The sequence below is a fragment of the Bacillus sp. NPDC093026 genome (assembly GCF_044754665.1).
Classification (GTDB): domain Bacteria; phylum Bacillota; class Bacilli; order Bacillales; family Bacillaceae; genus Bacillus; species Bacillus maqinnsis.
The window spans coordinates 103437-126952 of record NZ_JBIVPN010000007.1; the positions used below are offsets into that span (position 1 = coordinate 103437).

Below are 23516 nucleotides of genomic sequence, written 5' to 3' on the forward strand. Positions count from 1 at the left end.
GTTCCAAAAAACTACCCCTTTTTTAGAAGGGAAAGCTTTCAGCGTGTAGACAAACCCTAGCATTCGTTGTCAGGCCTGCGCGCTGTTGCTCACAAATCACACATTCGGTTCCGCACAAGTAGCTCATCCTTCCTAGACTTCAAGGGTGTTCCATTCACGCTGAAAAGATGACAAAGGGCTAAAATGAAACCATTTTAGCCCTTCGTCAACAATTCGAGTTTTTTGATTATTTTTTCACGACCACTTTCACAGCTTTACTTTCTCTTTTTCTCACATCTGAAGCTGTCACGTACAAGATTGTTTTGGCTTTTTGCGGCTTGATACTTGCTGTAAATTTGCCCTTGCTATCGGCTTTAACTGAAGTGATGACTTTCTTAGATCTGTTTTTCACTTTAATGGTCAAACCCGCACCTGCAGTACCTTTGATCGTTTTACTTTTGACCGTTACTTTGCCAACCTTCGGCTTTGCTGGTGTCTTACCTTTTTTCACAACGGTTTTAATTGAAGTGGCTGCCTTTCCTTTTGAAATCTTGATGTGAAGCACTATATTTTTGTTCTGATGCTTGATCTTCACACTAAAGGTTCCTTTTTTGCTTGCAGTTCCTTTTCCAAGAAGTGTCTTGCCTCGATACACAGCGACGGCAGCTCCCACTTTTGCTTTTCCTGTCACCTTTTGATGCTGATCTTCTACTTTGTTGACAGATGCATTCAGCTCTACAGCACTTAAAGCGGCAAATGCATTGAGCCTGCCATGTCCTGTCATCCAATCGATACCCGGAATTTTCGGATCAACAATTGGCTCATCGTTTTCGTCATAGAAAATCTCATCTTTTCCATCAACAGATTTAAATGAAATATCATCTGCTGTATTTTGCAAAATATTTCTCAATTGATTCGGCTTCAGATTCGGGTTTTTAGAAAGCAGTAAACCTGCCGCTGCTGCTACATATGGCGTTGCCATTGATGTGCCGCTGAGGTATGTGACATTACCATCAGGCATCAAACTTGGAATATCAGATCCTGGTGCAGACATGCTCAGTTCTTTCCCAAAGCTGGAGAACTCAGCCGCTATATCCATACGGTTACTTGCACCAATAGCCATTGTATATTGAGAGGTCGCTGGATAGTCCATTTCTGGAATGCCATCGTTTCCGCTTGCCACTACCACTAGTACATTCCTTTGTGCAGCATATTTCATCGCATATTCAATCACTCGGCTATAATAGCCGCCAAGACTAAGGTTGATGACCTTTGCGCCTTTGTCCACCGCGTGCTTAATACCAAGTGCAATGTGCTCTGTATCACCATTTCCATAGGCATCTAACACCTTTACCGGAATGATGCCAGCGTGCTGATTAAGTCCTGCCATGGAGTAATAATTATCTGCCTCAGCTGCAATGATGCCTGCCACATGAGTTCCATGTCCATTGTCATCAATGGCATCTTTATGTCGACTAATCAGATTCGCACCTAAGTCTGTGCGAACGGTCCCGCTTAAATCTGTCAAACGGCTGTCGACACCAGTGTCAACAACAGCAATCAACGTTTGCTTCATTTTGCTTGTGCCAATCAGTGTATTCATTTGTTCAAACTTGACATCAGCGCCTTTTTTCCCGCTGTTTTGTGCACTATTTTTCAGAGGCCACTGGTATGAGTATTGCATATCATTGCTAAGTGCACGATAGGTTTGCACAGGCTCTGCAAATTCTATATTCGGCATGCTAGACAGCTTTCGGGCTGTGCTTTTGATCGCACTCTTTCCTGCCTTTAGCGTTTTGCCAGCTGTCTCTTGCCCTACTGGGACATCATATACATACATTCCTTTAAATAAAGGACTGACTGATTGCGATATCACACGATTTTCTTGAATACCATAGCTTTTCATTTTCTTTTTCGCTGATTGAAGCGTTTGACCATCCTTTAATTTAAAAATGATTTTGTTTGTTTTGACTTTTTCTTCAGAAACAAGCTTTTGCTTCTCTAGTACATATCCAATGGACTTCCCTTCAAGATGATCAATCCCAATCTTTTGACTAGTCGCATCCAGTTCTTTTTTCAAATAAGCCGGACTTGCATTTTTGAGCATATCAAAAAGGGTACGGATTGCCTTTTGTTCTTTCTCTGTGACGATATGTCCGCTAAATGCCCCATTTTTTTCTACATCATTCAGTAACGGTTTTAAAGTGAGCAAATGATTGTATACCTTTTGCTGCTCTGATGTATTCTTGATGAGTTTGGATGTGAGAAACGGCTTCGTTTGTTGAAGAAGACGTGCCAGCCTCTTTCCATCCGTTGTTTCGTTGAGACGTTTGTCCTCAATACTGCGAATCGATTGAAGAATTTCACGACCATACTTTTTCCCAATAATGATGATGAGAGGCTCTTCTTCTTCTTCAGGGAAGATAGGCTCTGAAGGTGGAAGATTGGCTCCTTTATAACCAATTGTATAAGTCGCATCCTCTTCCTCGTCCCGGCTATCATCTTCTGACCCTAAATATAGCACTTTGATATAATACGGACCTTTCCATGCATGCGGGAAATCAATCTCTGTCTCTCCGCTTGCTGTATCGACACGATATCTCGAATACGTGTCATCCTTTATCGCTCTTTCCTTACTTGGATAGACCGAAACGGACAAGATTTGTTTACTTTTCACTGAAATACGCATATGTGTATGTTTTTCTACTTCTTGTGAAGATGGCGTGATTTGATACCACGATTCTTCCTTTTCATTCTCTAATGTACCTGAGATGGTTTCACCATTTTTTAACCCCATGGCTTCATTCACATTTGTTCCTTGATTAACTGCTGTTGCCTCGTATCCAGGTAATACAGCCATACATAAGATGACTGTCATGAGTACGATTAAACAGGATTTCACTTGCTTTTTAAACATGGAAAGACCCCCTTAACTTTTATCACACCTTGGAAGAATATCACAGAAAGTCTTTTAATAAAATCTGTTTTTTACATAATTAAACTTGTTTTAAGCTAGGATTTGAGATATTCAGATGCAAGTTTCATTGCTTCATCATTTTTTGTCATTTCAAACGGAAGATGATTCTATTTAGTCCTGTTTAAAAGTACATCACAATCACTTTGTAAGCGCTTAATAAACAAGAGAGAAGGGGTTAGTTTTGTTCCAAAAAGATCATGCTTTTACACAAGTTAACGGTCGATCAAAGAATGAGATTTTACAATACATTTCCAAGAAAGCTGAAGACCTTCATATCACAAAAGATCAAGTGGGGTTAACATTTTCTCTTTCTTTTTTTGCCAACACAGGGTTTCTCTCATTTTTTCAAAACAACGTACCAACCTACATAATGAAGAGATTTTCAGGAGTTGTTGGTGTAGTTGAATCAGTAATTGTAATAGTTCTTACGTTCTCAATTGGATGATTAGCTGAATACTGGTTTTCTAATCATTGGGATTGTGATAAATATGGTCGTTTTAAAAAAAGTAAAAAGTTAACTATTTTTTCAAATGTAGTCATTGATGAAGAACAAAAGTAACAACTGCTTGATTTCCCATATCAAGCATCTCCAAACACCTCCATCTCTGACCAACCACATTCACACAATGTATGCTCTCATCTTGACACAACTGTCAAATTCCTTGGTGTTTTTAGATGACTTATTTCTACTGCTTTCTTACCGGTCTGGTCCTCTATAGACCTGCATACAATATATCAAGGAGGTGAAGCAAATGAAGGCTTTCTTCTGGTCAACATCTTTTTTATTCATGCTCATCCTCACCCTAGTTTTCCTAGGAATTGTTTTTCTGCTTAGCGGACAAGGTTTGGATCAACTATGGAGATACATGCTTATTTCACTGATCACAGCGTCTGTCTTGAAGGGGGTGACCATTTGGCTGAAACGCCATCTTGTTTTAACAAAATAAAAAGGCTGCCTTTGTCATGTTCAGGCAGCCTCCCCATTTATTCTTTAGATGATGCTACTTCTTTTTGGGAAGCACGTAGCTCATCGTTGATTTTTCTTGCCTCTTCTAAAAACTCTGTCTGATATCCGCTTTTGAGTGCCCACATATAGAACAGCAGGGCCACAACCGCAATGAGCCCCATATCCCAGCCATAATGAATCACATTGTAACCGCCAAATTTACTACTACCCAGACAAGAGATGGTCATCATGACAAGTAAATAAACGACCATCCAAGCACCCGCTTTAAAGTTGCGGCCAAAGCCTTTCCATTTCGCTTTTGCTTGATAGTAAAAATAGATCGGCAGTCCGATCAAAATAATGAACAAGACCTGCCCAGTTAATGGCCACCTTGCCCAGTACAACGTCAGCGACGCAAAGATAAAGCCAAGCGGTGCAATGATAGCAAGTCCTTTAACACGCAATGGACGATATAAATCAGTACCCGTTTTTCTTAACGTCATGACCGTGACCGGTCCTGTGAGATAGGAGATCAGTGTGGCCACAGAGATGATTTCTGCCAGCACTCCCCAGCCTCTAAATAAAAACAGAAAGATAAACGATACACCTAAGTTAAAGAACATTGCTGAACGAGGCACTCCATAAATGGGATGCAGACGTCCTAGAACACTCGGCAAGTATTTATTTTTTTCCATCCCATAAATCATCCGAGAAGTGGTTGCTGTATACGTAATCCCTGTACCAGAAGGTGACACAAACGCATCCGCATATAAAATAAGGACAAGCCAGTTAATACCAAGTGCAATGGCAAGGTCCGCAAATGGAGAGTTGAAATTCAAATGACTCCATCCATTGACAATCTTTGATGGATCGACCGCACCAATAAAGGCAATTTGCAAAAATACATAGATCACAGTCGCAATCAAAATAGAACCAACAATCGCAATGGGAATCGAACGGCCTGGATTTTTCGCCTCACCTGCCATATTAATTGGGCTCTGGAAGCCATTAAATGCAAACACGATACCTGATGTTGCAACAGCTGTCAGCACACTGGCCCAACCGTTAGGAGCAATACTTGTTCCAGAAGTAAAATTCTCACTATGAAATCCTACGAATAAGAGCGCACCAATCGTTAATCCTGGAATGACAATCTTAAAAACCGTAATGAAAGTATTTGCCTTAGAAAATAACCCAACTGTCCAATAATTGAATAGAAAATAAATCACGAGAAGAACACTGGCAACAAGCAGTCCTTCAATAGTCAATACACCCTTTGTGACTAAATGACTTGTCCACTTTGCCCACTCCCAAGGCCATGAGCTCATGTATTGTACAGAAGCAACAGCCTCAACGGGAATCACGGAGACAATGGCGATCCAATTCGCCCAACCTGCGATGAACCCAATAAATGAACCGTGAGAATATTGCGTATATTTAACCATTCCGCCTGCCTCTGGAAACATCGATCCGAGTTCACTATAAGACAAAGCGATAAATAAAATAACAACCATCCCAATCAACCAGGACAAAACCGCAGCAGGACCGGCGATTTGAGCGGCACGCCAGGCACCAAAGAGCCATCCTGAACCAATGATTGAGCCAAGTCCTACCATCATTAAAGAGAAAGTTCCTATCCTACGATGCAAATGATTCATGTTCAATAACACCTTTCGATTAAAATACAGAGCATGGTTAATTCAGCCATCTAGCTTTTCCATTCTCCTGTCAAATGGTTTCCGAATGGAATCCCTATCCTTGTCCATTTTTTTGACCTTTTCTATTATCTCTCAATTCTTCTTTTTCTGAAATAGTCGAACATGCTTATTTCAGAACAAATTGCTCTAAAATCTATTAGACTGATTCAATACCTTTACCCTTATTTTGAAAAAACAAAAAGAAAGAGGAAATGACTCCCTCTTCCTTTTGGACACCTCATCATGAAATGTATCCACTTTAACCGCATTTACAGCCTCATCCCCGCCTATTACTTACCAAACACCAAAGCCCAACTTTGGCATTTTTACTCCGTTTGCTAATGTGACTCATCTGTTAATCTACTCATCAAATCAATCTCCGCTTCATTTTTGTTTACCGAGCACTTTACCCGAATTGTCTTGGATATCATGCATAGACTTCAGATCAGCCAATGACCGCAAGAAGTTATTTGATATATTTCCCGATATCGACATGGTTGCCATCAACGATACGATATTCACTGGGTTTATTTTTCGTTTTAGAAAAATCAAATGATTCTAAATCATCTTGACCATATAAAGTGAGACCGTACTTTTCTTTCCCATCTTCAAACACTCTGATCCAATAAGGTTCATCCAATGATGATTTAGTAGAATCCATTCTATTCTTTGTGTTCTTCAACTTGATAATCGACAGTTCATCTACCAACTGAAGCATTTTCTCTTTATTTTTCATGACAACCTTCTGATCTTTATACTCAATTTCAATAGATGAGACTTTGTCTCGATCAATAGGAATCACATCCTGAAAAGAAAACGTTCTTGCATGAAGAGTAAAATTAAAACCAATAACGAGCAATATCAAAATAATGAAAACAACAATCCAATTCTTCAATCTTACTCCTCCTACTATTCACATACGTTTACAAAACAATCCAACCCAGTCATCCGCCTTTAGAGAACAACTTGATGCCATGCTGTTGAGCAAAGTTGAAGTGACACCATCTCCAAACTTCACCTCACTGCCAAAATCCCCCTGATAGATCATACGGCTTCCACAAGATGGACTGTGTTCTTTTAAAACAACAGCCGTTGCTGCAAGAGCTTGTACTTGCTTCAACGTGTCTTGCGCTTTTTTACATACGATTTGTGACATCCATTCCATTCAAATCGACAAACAGGCTCGCCCTTTAATCCATCATCTCCATCTTCCGCCAACGATTCTGTCGGAGCTCTCGGTGTTGAAAGCCACATCAAGAAGCTCAGGGGGGCAAACCATAAATTCGCTCGTCCAGTCGATAGCTACCATTATAGCGGACCTTTAACCCAGCGAGACAAGCGCTAACAACAATCATATATCTTCCTATTTCTACTCATTGAGCATTTCCTATTTTCAACATGACTCATTCATTTTGAAATAGATACATAAAGGCAAATAGGAAATCATGTTAAATAAAAAAGGAAGGGCACAATACAATGCAGCTAACCAAACATCTTCTTCGACCCCTACAATCCAGAAAAAATAGACGAATGATAACAGACTGACAATCAATCCAACAATCGGCATGATGAAGACATACTTTTTAAAATTTTCCATCATCTCTTTAGCCATTTAGATGACCCCCCTTTTCATTAAAATCATTTCATCAGACTTACAAAATCCTACATCTCTTATGATTAAATAGAATCAATCCAAAAAGCCCTTTTTTACTTAATGTTTGATTTCCCTTTGCCATGATGATGTTTATTGGTTTGATTGAAAATAAACAATATGATGGCAGATGATATTAAACTAATCATTAACGATTGTGTGTCCATATGAAAAATATTTTTTACACCATTTACTAGCAATGTCCATAAAACATAGATAGTTACGGCTGTCAAAATAAACATTCTAAACCATCTTGGGATAGATAACCAAACTTTTATCATTTCAGTTTGAAGTTTCCCCATGTAACTCCTCTTTTCTGTGAATTAAATGTCTGACCTTTGCAAGTATATATCGAAAAGCACTGAAAATCATTAGGCGTCAACTCGTCATTTTCAGTGCTATTTTGCGAAAGAGAGTATTGTTTATTATGATAAAAAAGTATTGTTAATCTCATGAACTAGCAAAAGACATGCAATCTATTTTTAGAAATTGATTATATGTAAAAATGACTTATTCTTGCGGGGCACGCTTAGCGTACGTTCTTCTTTTAAAACCTATAGTTTTTCCTTCCAAGCCTTTAAAAAACGTTCAATGACATGTAATTCATCTTCATTGAACTGACGAAGGAATTCTAAGTAGGATTTTACTGCTTTTTCATGGAGTTCATCATGTAACGCAGCCAATTGCATGCCTTCCTCTGTCAATGAATAATAGACTGATTTTTTATCTCCTTGACGGTGACGATAATGAACCATACCCTTTTCAATGAGCTTCTTGACGGCTTTTGTAATGGCAGGCTTAGACAGCTTAAGTTTTTGAGAGAGAAACGTATTATTTGATTCTGCCGGATTGGCTTGAATCATTGATAAAATATGGAGCTGTGTGAGTGTCCAATCTTGCTTGAGTGTGTCCGTCGTGGTAATGAGTGGATCTGTTGGGTCATTACGTCTTTTTTCCCTGTGCATGATCAGATCTTGAATCGCTTTTAATACCATGTGTTCTTTCGTTTCCATCTGAACCTCCACTCTTAACTGGTTAATAAAATGGTACTAATAATTATGAGAAGAGTCAAAAGAAATGTCGATGCGGAAAAAGAAACAGGACAATCTTCCTGCTCTTTTGTCATTTTTACAAAAACATGAGCACTTCCCTTATGATTCTACCTTTCATAATGAGAACGTGTTTTCTTCTCTGTCAGTTGGCCAACAGCGATTCTTTTTGTTGGCATGAGATGCTGATTGCTCTATTTTCACATCAAGCTTTTCCAGTCTTCTTCAACTCCTCATCCTCCTCTAATCTTCCCTCTTTTCACCTGCCGATCGTTAAACAAGCTGTGATGGGAATATGTGAAGGAAGAGTGCACAAAAATGAATGTACATTCATTCATTCCTTTGGTACATTTAAAAAAAGGAGCTGAATGAAGAGATGGTTCAAACAGGTGATCAATTCCAAACAAGCAGAACCTATACACATGAAGACGTGATTCAATTTGGTGAGATGACAGGTGATTTCGGAAAACACCATACAGAGCTGGATGATCAAGGCCGGCGAATGGTACATGGCTTTCTCACCGCAAGTTTGGCAACGAAAATTGGCGGACAATTTCATTTTATTGGTCAAGACATAACTTGTACTTTCATCCGGCCTGTTTATACAGGTGATACAATTACCTGTCATACGACAGTGACAAAGGTAGAAGAGCATGAAAAATATCACCGTATTCACCTTTTTTCTCGATATTTGAATCAACACGGTAAAGAAGTCATCACAGGAAAAAGTGATGGTGTTGTTCTCAAATAGATAGATCTGCTACATCACGGACGACCTTCAAAAAAGCTGCCTAATCAACAGGCAGCTTACTCGGTGCTTCTTTTACTTTCCATATAAAGTGGTGGTCTCTTTAATGAGATCATCGCACAGCTAAAGGCAATCAGAACAAACACAGCACCAAATTTAGCCAAATCAACGGATGAGCCGGTCATGGTAAACACGACCCCTCCGACGGCGGATCCAATAGAGATGCCTATTTGCAGAGCAGATGTATTTAAACTTTGCTGAATATCAGACGTCACCGGATCTGTTTGAATTAAGTAGCTTTGCAAAGCAGGCGTCAGTGCCCAGCTAAGCGCTCCCCACAGGACAACCATCACCATAAAGAGCACAAACACACCCGCTGTATAAGGAATGATAAACAAAACAGCCGCAAACGCTATTGTCACAAGCAAGATGGCTTTCCCTGAACCCAGTTTGTCACTAAGCCAGCCGCCAAAACCATTCCCTCCAATCGAAGCAAGCCCGAACACCAAATAACAGACACTAATCCAAAAAGGTGTCATATGCATGACTTCCATCAGAAACGGTGTGAAATAAGAATAAAGCATATAATGACCAGCAAGCATAAACAAACTAATCAAGTGTGCACTAAAAATTTTCGGATGTCCTAGGGAACGAATCTGTTTTTTAAGAGGTGTTACCTTTTCAACAGGCATCTTTTCCAATAGGAAATAAATCAAAACCATTGAAATGGCAGACAGAACACTGATTCCTAAAAACATCACTCTCCAGCCAAAGCTCTCTGTAATAAAAATACCGATTGGTACACCGAGAACAAGTGATGAACTAATCCCAATAAAAATCAGTCCTAATGCCTTCGCTCTATGTTTTGGCTCCACCAATTTGGCAGTAATTGTTAGCGATAACACCACCACAAGAGCTGTACTCATCGAAATAAACACTCTTGAAATCATCACAAAAAGAAAGGTTGAGCTAAAATACGTAAACACGTTCCCAATTGTAAACACGAATAGTGCAATTAAATACAGACGCTTTCTTTCTATTTTTGCAGTGACAGTAAGTAGTACTGGTGCTGAAATAGCATACACGATCGCAAACACTGTGATCAGCTGTCCAGCTGTTGCAAGAGTCACATTTAAGTCCTCTGCAAGACTAGGCAAAATACCTCCGACCACAAGCTCAACCAATCCTACCGCAAAAGTAGAAACAGCTAATAAATATACTCTCCAGTTCATGTCAAACATCCCTTCTGTATATCATGGCTTTCGCTTTTGTTGATACAGGGCGAAGACAAACAAAAAAAACCCTGATTACAAAAAAGGAAAGCACGCTTTTGTAATCAGGATTTATCGGATCCTGGTAGAAACCCTCAAACCATATTATTGAGGTTATACAAGTCTATTTTTTTCATCAAATATATTAGCATAGCCATACATAACTAGCAAGCTGTAAGAATAGAAAAATTATGATTAAAACAAAAGACAACATAAGAACAAAGCTAAAAAACCGAATCACCCACACACCTTGATTTACACACCAATTATAGGTAAACTGATGAAAAATCAATGAACGTTAACAATGTAGATCAGGAATATTAGCTTGAATCGATCTTTAACAGAGAGAGAGCGTTTCCCTGGGAAGTTCCTACTGACATCTTCCAGTGAACCTGCCGATTTAGTACCCTTGAAGACATTGAACAAACACTTTCAAAAGAAAATCGTCTGATCAAAGCCATGTTGTGCGGCAACGGGACCTGTGAAGATGAAATAAAACAGGAGCCACCTCACGCTGTATTCCATTTAAACATGAAAACGTGTGTCTGCTACGGAAAACCTACAACTGATATGATGCTGGACAAGAGCCTACTAATCGAAGAATCATCCTTCAAGATGCTTCTATTTTGTTAAAAAGAGTCAAAACCCATTGACCTTACCTAAGCGATCACCTATAATTCTTATTAAAATAATCGGTTTTTAAGACTTTAAATGGAGTGATGACGTATGAGGTTATGGTCATCTTTATTTACGGAACGCTGCCCTAAATGTAAAACGGCATTAGAAGTCTCAAAATCCAATGCCCTGAAAGGCAAAGTCGTTAAAACATGCCCCAACCTTCATTATCAAAAAGAATACCACCCAGCACTTGAAACCTATATCGAGCACGATGACGTCGAATAAAAAAGCCCAACTTGCTTTTAGCAGCTCCTGCTTTATAATAAATCCAGCCAAATTTTCATCGCTGTCGCTGTAATCATCACCGCAAGTAGCCATTGCAAATAGATGGCATTCATTTTCTGACCCACCTTTGCACCAATCGGAGCGGCTATCAAGCTTGCTACTATTAAGACAACAGCCGGAATGAGCATCACTTGACCAGTTAGCACTTTCCCTGTCGACGCCCCAATGGCAGAAAGAAACGTAATCGCAAGAGACGACGCAATCGTCATCCGTACTGGAATGTTTAAAATAGACAGCATGACTGGCACCAAAATGAACGCCCCACCTGCTCCTAAAACACCTGAGACACTGCCAATTAGAAAAGAAATAACGGATGCTAATCCTTTATGAAAAGTCACCTCTTCCCCCACTTCTGCACGCTGTCCTTTTTTCGGGATCAGCATGAGGATAACGGCTACAATGGCGAGCAATCCATAGACGAGATTTATCCCTTTCTCCGGCATGAAATGTGATACATAACTGCCTAATAAGCTGCCCGACAATATACTGCATCCCATATATAAAATCAACGAGCGATGTAAAAATCCGCTTTTCCGATACGCCAGTACACCACCAAGCGTTGAAAACAGGACTTGAATAGCACCAATACCTGACACCTCATGTGCCGAAAGTGACATTACACCTACTAGGGGAGGAATATACAAAAGCATTGGATAATTAATCACAGATCCCCCAATGCCAACCATTCCTGATAAGAAGGAACCAATCAATCCGATGAAAAATAATGTAATCAAAAACGCAACATCCACGTTGGTCTCCTCCTTTGAAAGGGAAACTTTAGCAGAGAACCTTACAGCCTTTAACCCCCTTTTCTCAATCAGAACTTCAGTACATTTCCTTCATCCATTCTTTGTGTGACTGCTTGACTTCGTCCATACCGCTAAGTCAGCTTTAGCCCTTTATCTGTTGCATGTATTTCTAATGCTTTGACCTTCGATTCAATAATCCGATAGGGCATGCGAGCCCCGTTACGTCTAAAATGTGATCTAATATCATCTGATCTTCCTCTATTTTTTATTTTATTGAACATGAACAAATCGCACAATGGGTTAGACCAAATTCCATTTCTCGTTGCTTTTCTTCATCTAGATTCAGCTCTTCCCCATATTGGTTTGCCGATTGTCTTGATCAGCATGTGGCTGTGCAAGCAGGTTTTGCGTAATTATCTGTCTAAAAACGATTTCACCTTCAATGTTGAGTCCCTGAATTTTATCAAATAATTAAAAAAAGAAAACACAGTCACTAATCTCTTTTATGCGCGGACATAAATAATAAGGCAAGAATACGTTTAAAATCGAATACGATTACCAAACTATGAAACCAACCGAAAATTGAAGTATCCATATAATCCCTATGAATAAATCCGCCATTGTGCGGATTTTTTGGTTACTTGATTTTTCCAAAATAATGACAAAAGCCTCATCATAAATACCCCTTTCATCCGATATGATTGGAGTACAAAAGAAAGCGTTATCAATTCTTTTGTCTCTGAAAAAGTACAAGATCTGAACGACTCTCATACTTTTTCTTCATGTCAAATATGTATCTATAAAAGGAGGATCTTTATGTTGAATTGGTTCAAACCAGCCCCGCATATTGAAAAGCTTGATGATGCCAAGATAGACGAAACCTATAAACGGTTACGCCTGCAAGTCTTTTTAGGGATCTTCATTGGCTATGCCGGCTACTATTTGCTTCGCAAAAATTTCGCCTTTGCCATCCCTTATTTACAGGAGGAAGGGTTCACGAAAAGTGAATTAGGCTTTGTCCTAGCGGCAGTCTCCATTGCCTATGGATTTAGTAAATTCATCATGGGGATGATCTCTGACCGCTGTAACCCTAGATACTTTTTAGCGACCGGACTTTTTCTATCCGCTCTCATCAATATCTTATTTGTCTCATTTCCATGGGTGACATCCAGTGTATGGATCATGTTTTTATTCATGTTTTTAAACGGCTGGTTTCAGGGAATGGGCTGGCCGCCATGCGGACGTACGATGGCGCATTGGTTTTCTATTAGTGAACGAGGAACGAAGATGTCCATTTGGAACGTCGCTCATAATATCGGCGGAGGCATTCTTGCACCGCTCATTACATTAGGCATTGTGCTGTTTGCTACTTGGAAAAGTATCTTTTTCTTCCCTGCCATCACTGCCATTATTGTTTCTTTCGTCATCATTCTTCTCGTACGAGACACGCCGCAATCTGTTGGTCTCCCGCCAATTGAAGAATATCGAAATGACTATCCAGCCCAGAAATATGAAGATCAGGAAAAAGAATTAACAGTGAAGGAAATCTTGTTTAAATATGTACTGAACAACAAATTCCTTTGGTATATCGCCATTGCCAACGTCTTTGTTTATTTCGTCCGTTATGGCGTCGTTGACTGGGCACCAACATATTTGACGGAAGCAAAAGGTTTCTCACCAGAGAATTCCCGCTGGTCTTATTTCCTTTATGAGTATGCCGGCATACCAGGCACGCTATTGTGCGGATGGATCAGTGACCGCTTCTTTAGAAGCCGCCGCGCTCCAGCAGGCGTGATCTTTATGGCAGGTGTTCTCATTGCTGTACTCATCTATTGGTTAAACCCAGCTGGAAATCCGCTGGTTGATAACATTGCACTCATCAGCATTGGCTTTTTGATCTATGGGCCTGTCATGCTCATTGGACTGCAAGCAATTGACCTCGCCCCTAAAAAAGCAGCTGGCACCGCTGCCGGACTAACAGGTTTCTTCGGTTATATTGGTGGCTCGGCCTTTGCCAATGCGATGATGGGTGTTGTTGTTGATCACTATGACTGGACAGGAGGCTTCATTTTACTCATCAGTTCATGCGTGCTTGCCATCGTTTTCCTTGCAATGACGTGGAATACAGGCAAGCGGGTAGAGACAGCTTAATAAAACTCACATAAAAGATTTATATCTGCCCAACATGCCCTTTACATCTATTTTTTATGATAGAGGCAGTTACCGTAAAAGGAGGATAAAAAATGAAGAAAAGTAGATTTCTTTCTTTTGTGTTACTCTCTTTTGCTTTGCTGTCTTTTGCGTGGGTGCCGACAACCATATCGGCACACGAAAATCTTTTATCTCCAGATCGTATCCTAACCGTTGCACATCGCGGAGCATCAGGGTATGCACCAGAGCATACCCTTGCTTCCTATAGACTCGCCACAAAGATGAATGCGGATTACCTCGAACTCGACGTTCAAATGACAAAGGATGGACACCTCATCGTCATGCATGATGAAACCGTTGACCGGACCACAAACGGAACAGGCTGGGTCAAAGACCTCACACTCGCCGAAATCAAACAGCTCGATGCCGGCGCATGGTTTAACGAAGCCAACCCCGACAAACAAAATGCCAACTATATTGGACAGCAAGTACTCACATTAGATGAAGTATTACGATATTTTGGCAAACGTGAAAATTATTATATTGAAACAAAAAAACCAGATCTTTATCCCCAAATAGAAGAAAAGCTATTGGCCACCTTAAAGAAACATCATCTTCTCGGAAAACATACGAGAAAAGGGCAGGTCATCATTCAATCCTTTAGTCAAGACAGCCTGCTAAAACTACAGAAACTAGCTCCACGCCTTCCAAAAGTACAGCTATTAGACAGAGCCCAAATGACGGCCATCACAGACGATCAGCTCGACTTTATCAAAACGTACGCCGTGGGTGTCGGCCCGAACTTTAGAGCATTAACACCTGAAAACGTACAGCAGGTCAGAAGCCACGGGCTCCTTCTTCATCCATATACAGTAAACAGCGAAGCAGACATGACCCGTCTTCTGCAATATGGCGTCACCGGCCTTTTCACCAATTTTCCAGATGTCTTTCAGCGTGTAAAAGCATCGCTATAAACAACAAAAGCCTTGCGATTCATTCCGCAAGGCTTTCTATTATTTCACAGTTTGAGCAGTTGAAGCTGTTTCAATCGGTTTTCGTTTTCCAATCCCAAATACAAAAAAGCTAAGCGCCACTACAATCAAGAACAAAATTCCCACAATAAGAGAAATGCGCGTATCCTGATTGATGAGCATAAACACAAGAACCATCAGTAAGAAACCGATTGTGAGATAGTTAGAAAGTGGCGCAAGCGGCATCTTGAATGGGTGCTGATCAAGTGCTGCACCCTTTACCTTTCGGAAACCAATATGACTAATCAAAATCACAAACCAAGGCACCATACCTGGAAGTACACTCGCACTATACACATAGACGAAAATATTTGGAGGAGAAACATAATTCAGGACAACTCCTACCGCCAAACCAACAAGCACAGCGATTGTACCAAAATACGGCACACCGTTCTTTGAGATTTTTGTAAAGAAGGCTGGTGCCTGTCCATTCATACCTAGCGTATAAAGCATACGCCCCGCACTGAAAATACCACTGTTACAGCCAGACATAGCTGCTGTAATCACGACGAAGTTAATAATACCAGCAGCCGCTGTAATACCGATTTTCGCAAAAGTCGCCACAAATGGACTACCAAGGGTATTCAGCTGATCCCAAGGATACACTGTCACAATGACAAAGATCGCACCGATATAGAAAATCAAAATACGCCAGATGATACTTTTAATCGCATTTGTCAGCGTCTTTTGTGGATTTTGCGCCTCACCTGCTGTAATCCCAATGAGCTCTACGCCTTGATAGGCAGCAATGACAAGAGACAATGCAAACAAGAATCCACTAAATCCACCCGTAAAGAAACCGCCATGCGTCCAAAGATTAGACAAACCAATAGCTGTTCCACCATTTCCAAATCCAAAGAAAATAATGCCTAGACCTGCAATAATCATCAAGATAATCGTCACAATCTTGATCATCGCAAACCAAAATTCAAACTCACCGAAAGATTTCACCGAAATTAAATTAGCCGCACCTAAAATGATCATCGCAATCAAACCTGGAATCCAAGCCGGTAATTCCGGGAACCAATATTTCATATACGTTCCGACGGCAATCATTTCAGACATCCCGACAATGACCCACTGGAACCAGTTACTCCAAGCGGTCATATACCCCGCAAGCGGATGAATATATTGATGTCCAAATGTAGCAAACGATCCAGTACTCGGTTCAAGATATAACATTTCTCCCATGGCACGCATAATAAAAAAGATAAAGACTCCACACACCGCGTACGCAAGGAGTACCGACGGACCTGTCCATTGAATGGCACTGGCTGATCCCATAAAAAGACCAACACCAATCGTACCGCCAAGTGCAATCATTTGAATATGACGCGCACTTAACCCTCTCTTTAATCCCTTTTGAACCACTTTTCTTCCCCCTCATCAACATAAAACATAAAAAAATCAGAATGTTCATTCTGATTACGAATCATCAATCTATTGATGTATATTATCATAATAAATCTACCCTTAAAAAACAATTGTTTTTTTGAGGGAAACACTATTTTCCTAATATTCCGAAATTAAAACCCCTTCAATTTTGTTATTTACATATAAAGAATTTAGTAATCTAGTATCACTAAATATATTTTTAAACATGACCTTCTTCTACTAAGTGAAGACAGAACAATGATAAATAAAAAAAGACAAAATAATTTTTCACCATCTGGATTACTTCTTACAGGTGTAAATAACGATCCAAAAAAGCCTCTTACACGTTTGTCTGACGCACGGAAAGCATGAAGACTTTTGTCCGAGCAAGATATTGAACAATTAAGTCACCCTCTTTATCGAATTAAAGTCCCGTATCGCTGGAGCGTTTCAACGCCGGTCGAATTACAAGAGACAAGTCCTTCACCAATTATAAAAGGAACAATTGATTTACCAGAGGTTACAGCTGCATTTTATCCAGATATGGTAGCATCTATTAATAACTTAGCAGCTACATCATTAGAGAAATTTAGAAATGCGATTCGTAAAGTTTCATTTGGTATTGATGTTACTCCAGGTCGTCTAGTGTATATTAATAATCGATTTACATTTCATTCAAGAGATGCCTTCAAACCTACTTTGGATAAATCAGGTAACCCAATTCGGTGGTTGCAGCGGATTTTTATAGCACCTGATTTATGGAATCATCGTACTCTAGAACCTGTTAAATATCGAGTTTTTAAACTTGCTTTAAATCACTAACGAGTGTGAAAACGCCATAGAATGAAAATAAGGTCATTCTATGGCGTTTTTTTCTATTTTAGAGATACGTTTTCAGTTTCTTTTTGCGTTTGAAATTTATTGTTTCTTTCGGATAAGTTAAGCCATATACCCCCTAGTGATATAAACAATATTAATAGGAAGAACGGTAGTTTATATCCATTAAAATAATCCACTGATAAGCCAAATAGAGAGGGTGCCAGCACAATAAAAATTTGATTTAAAGTTAATCCAAAGCTTACAGTTAATCCGATAAACTCTTTATCTGCTTTTTCAGACATTAACACAATAAATAAACTGTACCATCCCACTCCTAAAAAACCTAAAATGAAACAAATTATATAAATTCCCCATAGTGGAAGATAATTCAAAAAATAGACTAGAACAATTAAAATACTGACAGTTAATAATATTGTAAGTTGTAATGGCTTACTTCTATCTCCATTAAACAAATTGTCACTGATCCATGCTAACAATATCCTTCCAATTGCACCGCCAATTAAAACCACACTTAACAACGTTCCAGAAATACTTAATGATATATGTAAGGTATTGCTTAGATAACTCATCAGGTGAGCTAATATGATTAATTGTAAAGAAATCATACTCATTCCAATAAAAAATACTGGATAAAGACTCGATTTTGCTTTGATCTTATTAATTTTCTCCAAAAAACGATCATTCTGTTGTCTTTGCGCAGTCATTCCATGATCTTTGTAGAAAATTGAAAAGATTAAACCACCTGCAATTGCTACAATAGCTTGTGTTAATTTAGCTGAAGATAGACCATATCTATAAAAGAAAAAAGGTAGAGTTGTTGAAGCTAAAGCACCACCAAGTGGTATTCCAGTTTGACGAATCCCCATTGCAAGTCCTCTGTTTTTATTTTTAGGGAACCAATTGATGATTGCGCTGCTCCCCCCTGGTTGAGCCGTCCCGTACCAAACCCCGACAAAAGCAAGAACAATCAAAAGGTATACGTATTCATTAATAGGAATTGTTATTAACATGGTAAGTCCTAATAAAATTGATCCTATTCCTACAACCCACCGCTCACCATATTTATCCATTAGGTTACCGAATATTAGCATAGAGAATATAGGACCAATATTTACAGCTGATACAATTAAGCCTGTTTGAAATTGTGATAAGTTATATATTTCTTGACAAAAAGTTGCTAAAGGACCTACTCCGTAATTTACAAACGTTGCACATGTTTGTGAAAAGGTAGCTATTATGAGTATAACCCATCTATAGCTCCCCTTTTCATGATTAGCTTTAATTTGTGACATGTAACCCACCTCTCTTTTTATTCTAAATATGTAAACTTTATGTCATTATCTCAAATATAAAAAGAAGTTTGAATGGGATTTTTAAATTTTCTATCCGATTTAAAATATACTGGATGAATGTTATATAACGGTGACCTGTATAAGTGTCAGAGAAAATCATAAAATTCAATCATCACCCTAGTAGGAATAGTTTCTTAGATTCAATTAAGATGGAACCCGTATTTATACATATTTATTTTTTCCAATACTCATGATTAGTAAAAATTAATTTTGAGGATTCCCAAAAGAGTCATAGGAGATTACAGTCTTAAAGTGGTCTATTCTCAATAGTAAACTCCTTACCTGTTCACGTTTTCATAAAACATTTATCTCCAATACACCCATTTTCCCATCATCCACTCCACCGGACCTCTTCTCCATTTTTTCAAATAGAGTTAGCTGATGAACAGCTGTGCTGTGTACAGTCCGACAGCGAGCATCAGTCCCAACATTGACCCCATCTGTCCAAATAGACCAAGTCCATAAGAATAGAAAATCGTTGTACAAATGATCGACTGCGCCAAATAATTTGATAGGGACAAACGGCCAAGCCCTGCAAGCCGTAGCACGATTTTTGTTAACAAACCAAATTACTAACCATCATAAAAACATAATAAAGGGTTTCAAAAGGAGAGGAATTAAGTTATTATGTACAAAAAGGGAAAAAGGGAATTTTATGTTAATTTTGAAGCGTTTTGTATATGGTTTTATTATTTTTTATTCCATATTTTTAAGCACCCTCTTTATATATAGATTTATAAATGGAGGAACAGGAGATAGTAATGCAATTTTCGTATATATTATTTTGCTACTATCGTATATACCATTGCTCGCCATTATTAGTTATTTTATATTTTCTTATACTTTTGGTTACTTCAGATTAAATCCAAAGCTTAAAATCTTTATTGTTGCTATATTAACATCTATCTTCATTAGCTTTTTTCTAGAAATTCAACTTAATGCCCTTTTTTTTACAATCAATTCTTTCATTTCTGCTTTCATCATGAGCTTAATTTTACCTATTTTTAAAAACAACCTCACTAAAACCAAGTGAGGTTGTATCTTTTTATATCTTGGAATTTATGCTCATTCTAGCAGAAGGTGCTACAGGAAACAGATACTCAAATCCCTTATTAGATGCCTTAAAAAGGGTGATACTAACATCTGTATACGGAATATATGCATACATTTCGTGACTTGGAGCTTGGTCTCTTGAGCCACTGACAGTAATTCTTCCATTTTTGTAAATGGCAATGCCTGCTCTATAATTAATAGATGGTGTAACAAAACCAAAGTCATTAAAACCTACTGTTGCATCATGATCAATGACATAATAATTCATATTTTTATCTTTTTTTCCCTGTTTAAAAATAATATTTTTATCTGTTGGTTTCTGCTGTTTTTTAAATTTTCCGTTCTTATCATAAAGCTTTGTATAGTTCACATGAATTATGACCTTTTTCCTCTTACCACAGCACACGCTTCAAATAAAACAAAATCCCCAATCCGAACAAAATCAACGTCAGCTCCCAGTCTGCTGAAATCGGCAACCATTTCAGCATCATGAGAGTCAGTAAGACAGCTCCCACACCTGCGAAAAAGACCGCATTTCTTTTTAATTCTTTGTTTGATTGAAACAAAACGCTCTCCTCCACAACCCCTATTAAGATTGTTTTTCTAACTTTTTCAACATCTTCTCCCAGCCGATATCTCCCATTTTTCGATCTACTAATTGCCCCTCTTCATTCATTAAACAAAAGCTAGGCAACCCTTGCACCTTATATTTTGTGACGATCTCATAATCTTGATCCAAAATAATTGGAGCTGTGATATTCTTTTCTTCAGCATACGTTGAAACAACGTCTATGGATTTTTCTTCCTCCGTATATGGCACATGAACACATGTTACATTGATTCCTAGCTGATTCACACTTTGCAAAACATCCTTTGTTAACTCTTCACAATGAGGACAATTGATCGACCAAAAATAAAGGAGTTGGATGCGACCTTCTGACGAAAGCGGTTGATCTGAACGTCGAATCCAAGGTAGATGATCAGGCCATTTAAACAGTTGAGTCTCCATTTACTCATCCTCCTTTTCTTTTAATTGAAAAGCAATGATTTTCCCTAGAGCCTCCTCTGCAGCAAACGGTGCGACATTCCCAGAAGGATTCTCCTGTTCGTGTTTTAAACACTCGTACATGTTTTTTTCAATTTTTGACGGATCAATCCAAGAAATACACCACGATGCCCAAAAACAAGTAGGGCCTTCATAACGCTTAGCCAACGGAATGAGAAACGGTAAACTAGGCTGACCAATCCTCATGAGTGAAATCGCAGCCGCCATTCTCGTTTCCTCTTCTTCACTTTCTAGTAACTGTGCAAGTGACTCTGCGGCTTCTCCTGCATCTTCTCCAAACTCACCCAGTACAGCCGCTGCAATATTCCTTAAAGACCCCTCTTCTTTCAAGGCTTCAACAAGGACTGGAACTGCATCTTTCCCTGACTTTTTCAATTCTCCCATCGCTTGAACGATCGTCACTTCATTTGTATTGACTAAATGTTGAACTGAATTGTATAGCTTATCTTCAGGTTTCATTAAAATCAACTCCCCTTATTAATTGGTCGCACGGAATCGATAACAAACAGCACAATACAGCAACCCAATTATGATGAATGTAATCGTTGTATACCAGCCATCAGTGAAAGCATGAATCCCTATTAAACTAAGAGCACTTATCACTACCGCGATGAACAACGATTGATAATATACAACCATTGATAATCTCGCTTCTCGTCTCAATGGTTGAGTGAAAGCAAACAGCCTTGTGGCCAAAAACCATATATAAAGTCCTACCCCATACATAGACCAATAAAATAAATCATCTACCTCATTGATAAGAAGAGAGATGAAGTAGACAACATATAACCATATGGTCTGAAATCCCTCCAATATAAGGATTTTTTGATAAAGGGCACCTGGAAAAAGGTACAGCACGCCTGTTTGTGCATGCCTTACGATTCCAGCATAATATGAACTCAGCATAACTGATGCAAGAATGATGACAATGAATAACATCAGCCATTCTGAAAAAAAAGAAAGCACCACATAAAACAGACCAATCAGTAGCATGGTAGACAAAAGGTGGAAGGTGATATATTTTCTGATCAACAATAATTCTAGCCACAGGAAAGCCCAATTGCCGGTTAATTTTTTTCCCCCCCACCATGTGTTGCTCTTTTTTTGAAGCATCTGATTTGAATGGATTTGTTTTCCTTCAAATTCCTCCCAAAACTCCGCCTCTTTGACTAACGACTCCTTCATCTCCAAACGGTTGCAAGCCAGATAAATAGTCACCAAAGATAAAGCCATAACCCCGAGAAATATAAATAAATAGAGAAGTGAGACCGTTTCAAACATACGCCCAACATGATTCATAAAAGAATCGGCTTCGCTTAAAAATGAGAAGCGTTGCAGGATAAATCGACTCAAAAAAAGCAATAAATAACAGCCAAACATCATCAAAAAAATAAACAAGTAGATTCGTTTGTACGCTTTAATGGTTCTAGCAGAAGAAACAGCAATCATCCATGTTTCAACCATGAGTAACATGCCAGTCAGAATTAAAGATTTTCCGAGTAGAAAAGGATATTGTTGTGTAAAGAAAAAAATAAGAAAATCCGTAAAAATGGCAGAGACAATGAGAAGAGCACTTCTCCAAAAAATATGATACATCCATACACTCATCACCACTGTCCATAGAGAAGCACCATTCCCATATAACCAAATGATATCGTTCATTTGACTAGGTAGCCGATTCGAAAACAAACCAAATCCAGTATAGAGAATAAAAAGAAAAACAATCATCCAACCTGCTACACTAGGATCCCAACTACCCATGCTCAAGACGGCACTGAGCTGAAAACCAACCGCTCCAACTAAAAGCAACAATATGAGTAAAGGCATTTTCTTTTCTTGGTTTTTGCTGATAAAACGCCTTTTGGACTTGGTCCATAAAAGAGAAATCGTATTATTCACTTGACCACTCTCCCAGAAGTTGGATCACTTCTGACCTCCATCTTATTTGCTCTTCTTTCAATTGAGGAACAAGAATACTTTTCATGATTTCACCGTCTCGAATCAGAATCACTCTGCTAGCTGTATCAAGAACGAATTCCAAACTATGAGTAGAGACAAGAACAGAGCCACCATCACGGCTTTTTTGTTTCAACCAATGCGATAGCCATTGTTTTGAAGGAATATCTAATCCCACAGTAGGTTCATCCAATAAAAAGAGTGAAGCATCTTGAACAATCGCTCCTGCTAAAACGACACGTTGTTTTTGGCCTCTCGAAAGCCTCCCGCACAGTTCGTTCATCTTCTTCTCCATATTTACTTCTGTCAATGCTTCATGTACTTTTTCTTTTATATGCTTTAAGCCTTTATGATATCCTCTTGCACGAAATTGAACATGTTCAGCAACCGTTAACTCGGGATACAAATACGGTTGATCAGGAATAAGTGCAACTTGCTTTTGAACATGAATATGACCAGGGGGAGAACCCTCTATGAGAATCTCCCCTTGATCCGGTTTATATAGACCCGTCAAACACCGAATCGTCGTTGTTTTACCAGCACCATTAGGTCCAAGCAGTGCAACGACTTCTCCCCGCTCGATGGAAAATGACAAATTCTCTATCCCATCACCGTTGCTATATCGTTTGCTTACGTTCTGTACCTCCATGAATGGCATGAAAT

At 39.0% G+C, this 23516-nt stretch carries 24 protein-coding genes and 1 riboswitch; of the genes, 6 read left to right on the plus strand and 18 right to left on the minus strand.

Annotation, left to right across the window (positions count from 1 at the left end):
- Positions 1 to 226 precede the first annotated feature (226 nt).
- Positions 227 to 2896, minus strand: a complete 2670-nt coding sequence (locus ACIQCE_RS14030) for a S8 family peptidase (RefSeq protein WP_400495537.1) — start codon at positions 2894 to 2896, stop codon at positions 227 to 229.
- Positions 2897 to 3708: 812 nt separating this feature from the next.
- On the opposite strand from ACIQCE_RS14030, the gene ACIQCE_RS14035 reads away from it, so the two are divergent.
- On the plus strand, positions 3709 to 3903 hold the full coding sequence (locus ACIQCE_RS14035; RefSeq protein ID WP_400495538.1) for a hypothetical protein: 195 nt from the start codon (positions 3709 to 3711) through the stop codon (positions 3901 to 3903).
- Positions 3904 to 3940: 37 nt separating this feature from the next.
- Here the strand turns inward: ACIQCE_RS14035 and ACIQCE_RS14040 are convergent, their stop codons facing one another.
- The 6 genes from ACIQCE_RS14040 to ACIQCE_RS14065 form a co-directional block, all read right to left on the minus strand.
- Positions 3941 to 5560, minus strand: coding sequence for a glutamate/serine transporter AimA (locus tag ACIQCE_RS14040; protein ID WP_400495539.1), 1620 nt, complete (start codon positions 5558 to 5560; stop codon positions 3941 to 3943).
- Positions 5561 to 6065: 505 nt separating this feature from the next.
- A complete protein-coding gene (locus tag ACIQCE_RS14045; protein ID WP_400495540.1) occupies positions 6066 to 6494 on the minus strand; it encodes a hypothetical protein in 429 nt (142 codons plus the stop codon).
- Between the two features lie 18 nt (positions 6495 to 6512).
- The gene (locus tag ACIQCE_RS14050) at positions 6513 to 6755 is read right to left on the minus strand and encodes a 2-thiouracil desulfurase family protein (protein ID WP_400495541.1); all 243 of its coding nucleotides are present in this window, start codon (positions 6753 to 6755) and stop codon (positions 6513 to 6515) included.
- 237 nt (positions 6756 to 6992) lie between these two features.
- Complete coding sequence (locus tag ACIQCE_RS14055) at positions 6993 to 7211, minus strand: hypothetical protein (protein ID WP_400495542.1); 219 nt, start codon at positions 7209 to 7211, stop codon at positions 6993 to 6995.
- Positions 7212 to 7306: 95 nt separating this feature from the next.
- On the minus strand, positions 7307 to 7552 hold the full coding sequence (locus ACIQCE_RS14060; protein WP_400495543.1) for a hypothetical protein: 246 nt from the start codon (positions 7550 to 7552) through the stop codon (positions 7307 to 7309).
- A gap of 252 nt (positions 7553 to 7804) precedes the next feature.
- Positions 7805 to 8263, minus strand: a complete 459-nt coding sequence (locus ACIQCE_RS14065) for a MarR family transcriptional regulator (RefSeq protein WP_400495544.1) — start codon at positions 8261 to 8263, stop codon at positions 7805 to 7807.
- Between the two features lie 412 nt (positions 8264 to 8675).
- Here ACIQCE_RS14065 and ACIQCE_RS14070 point away from each other — a divergent pair, with 412 nt between their 5' ends.
- Positions 8676 to 9050 (plus strand): hotdog domain-containing protein, encoded by a 375-nt coding sequence (locus ACIQCE_RS14070; protein ID WP_400495545.1) that lies wholly within the window; start codon positions 8676 to 8678, stop codon positions 9048 to 9050.
- A 56-nt stretch (positions 9051 to 9106) separates the two neighbouring features.
- Here ACIQCE_RS14070 and ACIQCE_RS14075 read toward each other — a convergent pair whose 3' ends face one another.
- Entirely contained in the window at positions 9107 to 10279 is a 1173-nt protein-coding gene (locus ACIQCE_RS14075; RefSeq protein WP_400495546.1) for an MFS transporter, read from the minus strand.
- An 81-nt stretch (positions 10280 to 10360) separates the two neighbouring features.
- Positions 10361 to 10460: riboswitch (purine riboswitch) on the minus strand.
- Positions 10461 to 11044: 584 nt separating this feature from the next.
- Here ACIQCE_RS14075 and ACIQCE_RS14080 point away from each other — a divergent pair.
- Positions 11045 to 11221: a hypothetical protein gene (locus tag ACIQCE_RS14080; RefSeq protein WP_400495547.1), complete on the plus strand. Its 177-nt coding sequence runs from the start codon at positions 11045 to 11047 to the stop codon at positions 11219 to 11221.
- 32 nt (positions 11222 to 11253) lie between these two features.
- Here the strand turns inward: ACIQCE_RS14080 and ACIQCE_RS14085 are convergent, their stop codons facing one another.
- A complete protein-coding gene (locus ACIQCE_RS14085) occupies positions 11254 to 12030 on the minus strand; it encodes a sulfite exporter TauE/SafE family protein (protein WP_400495548.1) in 777 nt (258 codons plus the stop codon).
- Between the two features lie 816 nt (positions 12031 to 12846).
- On the opposite strand from ACIQCE_RS14085, the gene glpT reads away from it, so the two are divergent.
- Together glpT and ACIQCE_RS14095 are read left to right on the plus strand one after the other, a co-directional pair.
- Positions 12847 to 14181: a glycerol-3-phosphate transporter gene (gene glpT / locus ACIQCE_RS14090; RefSeq protein WP_400495549.1), complete on the plus strand. Its 1335-nt coding sequence runs from the start codon at positions 12847 to 12849 to the stop codon at positions 14179 to 14181.
- 92 nt (positions 14182 to 14273) lie between these two features.
- A complete protein-coding gene (locus ACIQCE_RS14095) occupies positions 14274 to 15155 on the plus strand; it encodes a glycerophosphodiester phosphodiesterase (protein ID WP_400495550.1) in 882 nt (293 codons plus the stop codon).
- Between the two features lie 39 nt (positions 15156 to 15194).
- On the opposite strand, the gene ACIQCE_RS14100 is transcribed toward ACIQCE_RS14095, so the two are convergent.
- Entirely contained in the window at positions 15195 to 16583 is a 1389-nt protein-coding gene (locus ACIQCE_RS14100; protein WP_400495551.1) for an amino acid permease, read from the minus strand.
- Positions 16584 to 16964: 381 nt separating this feature from the next.
- On the opposite strand from ACIQCE_RS14100, the gene ACIQCE_RS14105 reads away from it, so the two are divergent.
- Entirely contained in the window at positions 16965 to 17408 is a 444-nt protein-coding gene (locus ACIQCE_RS14105) for a Fe(II)-2OG oxygenase family protein (protein WP_400495552.1), read from the plus strand.
- Between the two features lie 53 nt (positions 17409 to 17461).
- Here the strand turns inward: ACIQCE_RS14105 and ACIQCE_RS14110 are convergent, their stop codons facing one another.
- The 8 genes from ACIQCE_RS14110 to ACIQCE_RS14145 all read right to left on the minus strand — a co-directional run bounded on the left by ACIQCE_RS14110 (position 17462) and on the right by ACIQCE_RS14145 (position 23511).
- On the minus strand, positions 17462 to 18718 hold the full coding sequence (locus tag ACIQCE_RS14110; RefSeq protein WP_400495553.1) for an MFS transporter: 1257 nt from the start codon (positions 18716 to 18718) through the stop codon (positions 17462 to 17464).
- Between the two features lie 434 nt (positions 18719 to 19152).
- Positions 19153 to 19341: a DUF418 domain-containing protein gene (locus ACIQCE_RS14115; protein WP_400495554.1), complete on the minus strand. Its 189-nt coding sequence runs from the start codon at positions 19339 to 19341 to the stop codon at positions 19153 to 19155.
- Positions 19342 to 19823: 482 nt separating this feature from the next.
- Positions 19824 to 20201, minus strand: coding sequence for a hypothetical protein (locus ACIQCE_RS14120; protein WP_400495555.1), 378 nt, complete (start codon positions 20199 to 20201; stop codon positions 19824 to 19826).
- Positions 20202 to 20223: 22 nt separating this feature from the next.
- Positions 20224 to 20397, minus strand: a complete 174-nt coding sequence (locus tag ACIQCE_RS14125) for a hypothetical protein (protein WP_400495556.1) — start codon at positions 20395 to 20397, stop codon at positions 20224 to 20226.
- 23 nt (positions 20398 to 20420) lie between these two features.
- Positions 20421 to 20840 (minus strand): TlpA family protein disulfide reductase, encoded by a 420-nt coding sequence (locus tag ACIQCE_RS14130; protein WP_400495557.1) that lies wholly within the window; start codon positions 20838 to 20840, stop codon positions 20421 to 20423.
- The gene (locus ACIQCE_RS14135; RefSeq protein WP_400495558.1) at positions 20841 to 21356 is read right to left on the minus strand and encodes a HEAT repeat domain-containing protein; all 516 of its coding nucleotides are present in this window, start codon (positions 21354 to 21356) and stop codon (positions 20841 to 20843) included.
- A gap of 18 nt (positions 21357 to 21374) precedes the next feature.
- Positions 21375 to 22796: a sporulation killing factor system integral membrane protein gene (gene skfF / locus ACIQCE_RS14140; protein ID WP_400495559.1), complete on the minus strand. Its 1422-nt coding sequence runs from the start codon at positions 22794 to 22796 to the stop codon at positions 21375 to 21377.
- On the minus strand, positions 22789 to 23511 hold the full coding sequence (locus ACIQCE_RS14145) for an ABC transporter ATP-binding protein (RefSeq protein ID WP_400495560.1): 723 nt from the start codon (positions 23509 to 23511) through the stop codon (positions 22789 to 22791). Before ACIQCE_RS14145 ends, skfF begins: the two co-directional genes overlap by 8 nt.
- Positions 23512 to 23516: the final 5 nt, after the last annotated feature.

What these genes read in the sequence shown, in the direction of transcription:
- ACIQCE_RS14030 (WP_400495537.1), bottom strand. Translation starts at nt 2,896, where the DNA reads ATGTTTAAAAAGCAAGTGAAATCCTGTTTAATCGTACTCATGACAGTC.
- ACIQCE_RS14035 (WP_400495538.1), top strand. Translation starts at nt 3,709, where the DNA reads ATGAAGGCTTTCTTCTGGTCAACATCTTTTTTATTCATGCTCATCCTC.
- ACIQCE_RS14040 (WP_400495539.1), bottom strand. Translation starts at nt 5,560, where the DNA reads ATGAATCATTTGCATCGTAGGATAGGAACTTTCTCTTTAATGATGGTA.
- ACIQCE_RS14050 (WP_400495541.1), bottom strand. Translation starts at nt 6,755, where the DNA reads ATGTCACAAATCGTATGTAAAAAAGCGCAAGACACGTTGAAGCAAGTA.
- ACIQCE_RS14055 (WP_400495542.1), bottom strand. Translation starts at nt 7,211, where the DNA reads ATGGCTAAAGAGATGATGGAAAATTTTAAAAAGTATGTCTTCATCATG.
- ACIQCE_RS14060 (WP_400495543.1), bottom strand. Translation starts at nt 7,552, where the DNA reads ATGGGGAAACTTCAAACTGAAATGATAAAAGTTTGGTTATCTATCCCA.
- ACIQCE_RS14065 (WP_400495544.1), bottom strand. Translation starts at nt 8,263, where the DNA reads ATGGAAACGAAAGAACACATGGTATTAAAAGCGATTCAAGATCTGATC.
- ACIQCE_RS14070 (WP_400495545.1), top strand. Translation starts at nt 8,676, where the DNA reads ATGGTTCAAACAGGTGATCAATTCCAAACAAGCAGAACCTATACACAT.
- ACIQCE_RS14075 (WP_400495546.1), bottom strand. Translation starts at nt 10,279, where the DNA reads ATGAACTGGAGAGTATATTTATTAGCTGTTTCTACTTTTGCGGTAGGA.
- ACIQCE_RS14080 (WP_400495547.1), top strand. Translation starts at nt 11,045, where the DNA reads ATGAGGTTATGGTCATCTTTATTTACGGAACGCTGCCCTAAATGTAAA.
- glpT (WP_400495549.1), top strand. Translation starts at nt 12,847, where the DNA reads ATGTTGAATTGGTTCAAACCAGCCCCGCATATTGAAAAGCTTGATGAT.
- ACIQCE_RS14095 (WP_400495550.1), top strand. Translation starts at nt 14,274, where the DNA reads ATGAAGAAAAGTAGATTTCTTTCTTTTGTGTTACTCTCTTTTGCTTTG.
- ACIQCE_RS14110 (WP_400495553.1), bottom strand. Translation starts at nt 18,718, where the DNA reads ATGTCACAAATTAAAGCTAATCATGAAAAGGGGAGCTATAGATGGGTT.
- ACIQCE_RS14130 (WP_400495557.1), bottom strand. Translation starts at nt 20,840, where the DNA reads ATGGAGACTCAACTGTTTAAATGGCCTGATCATCTACCTTGGATTCGA.
- ACIQCE_RS14135 (WP_400495558.1), bottom strand. Translation starts at nt 21,356, where the DNA reads ATGAAACCTGAAGATAAGCTATACAATTCAGTTCAACATTTAGTCAAT.
- ACIQCE_RS14145 (WP_400495560.1), bottom strand. Translation starts at nt 23,511, where the DNA reads ATGCCATTCATGGAGGTACAGAACGTAAGCAAACGATATAGCAACGGT.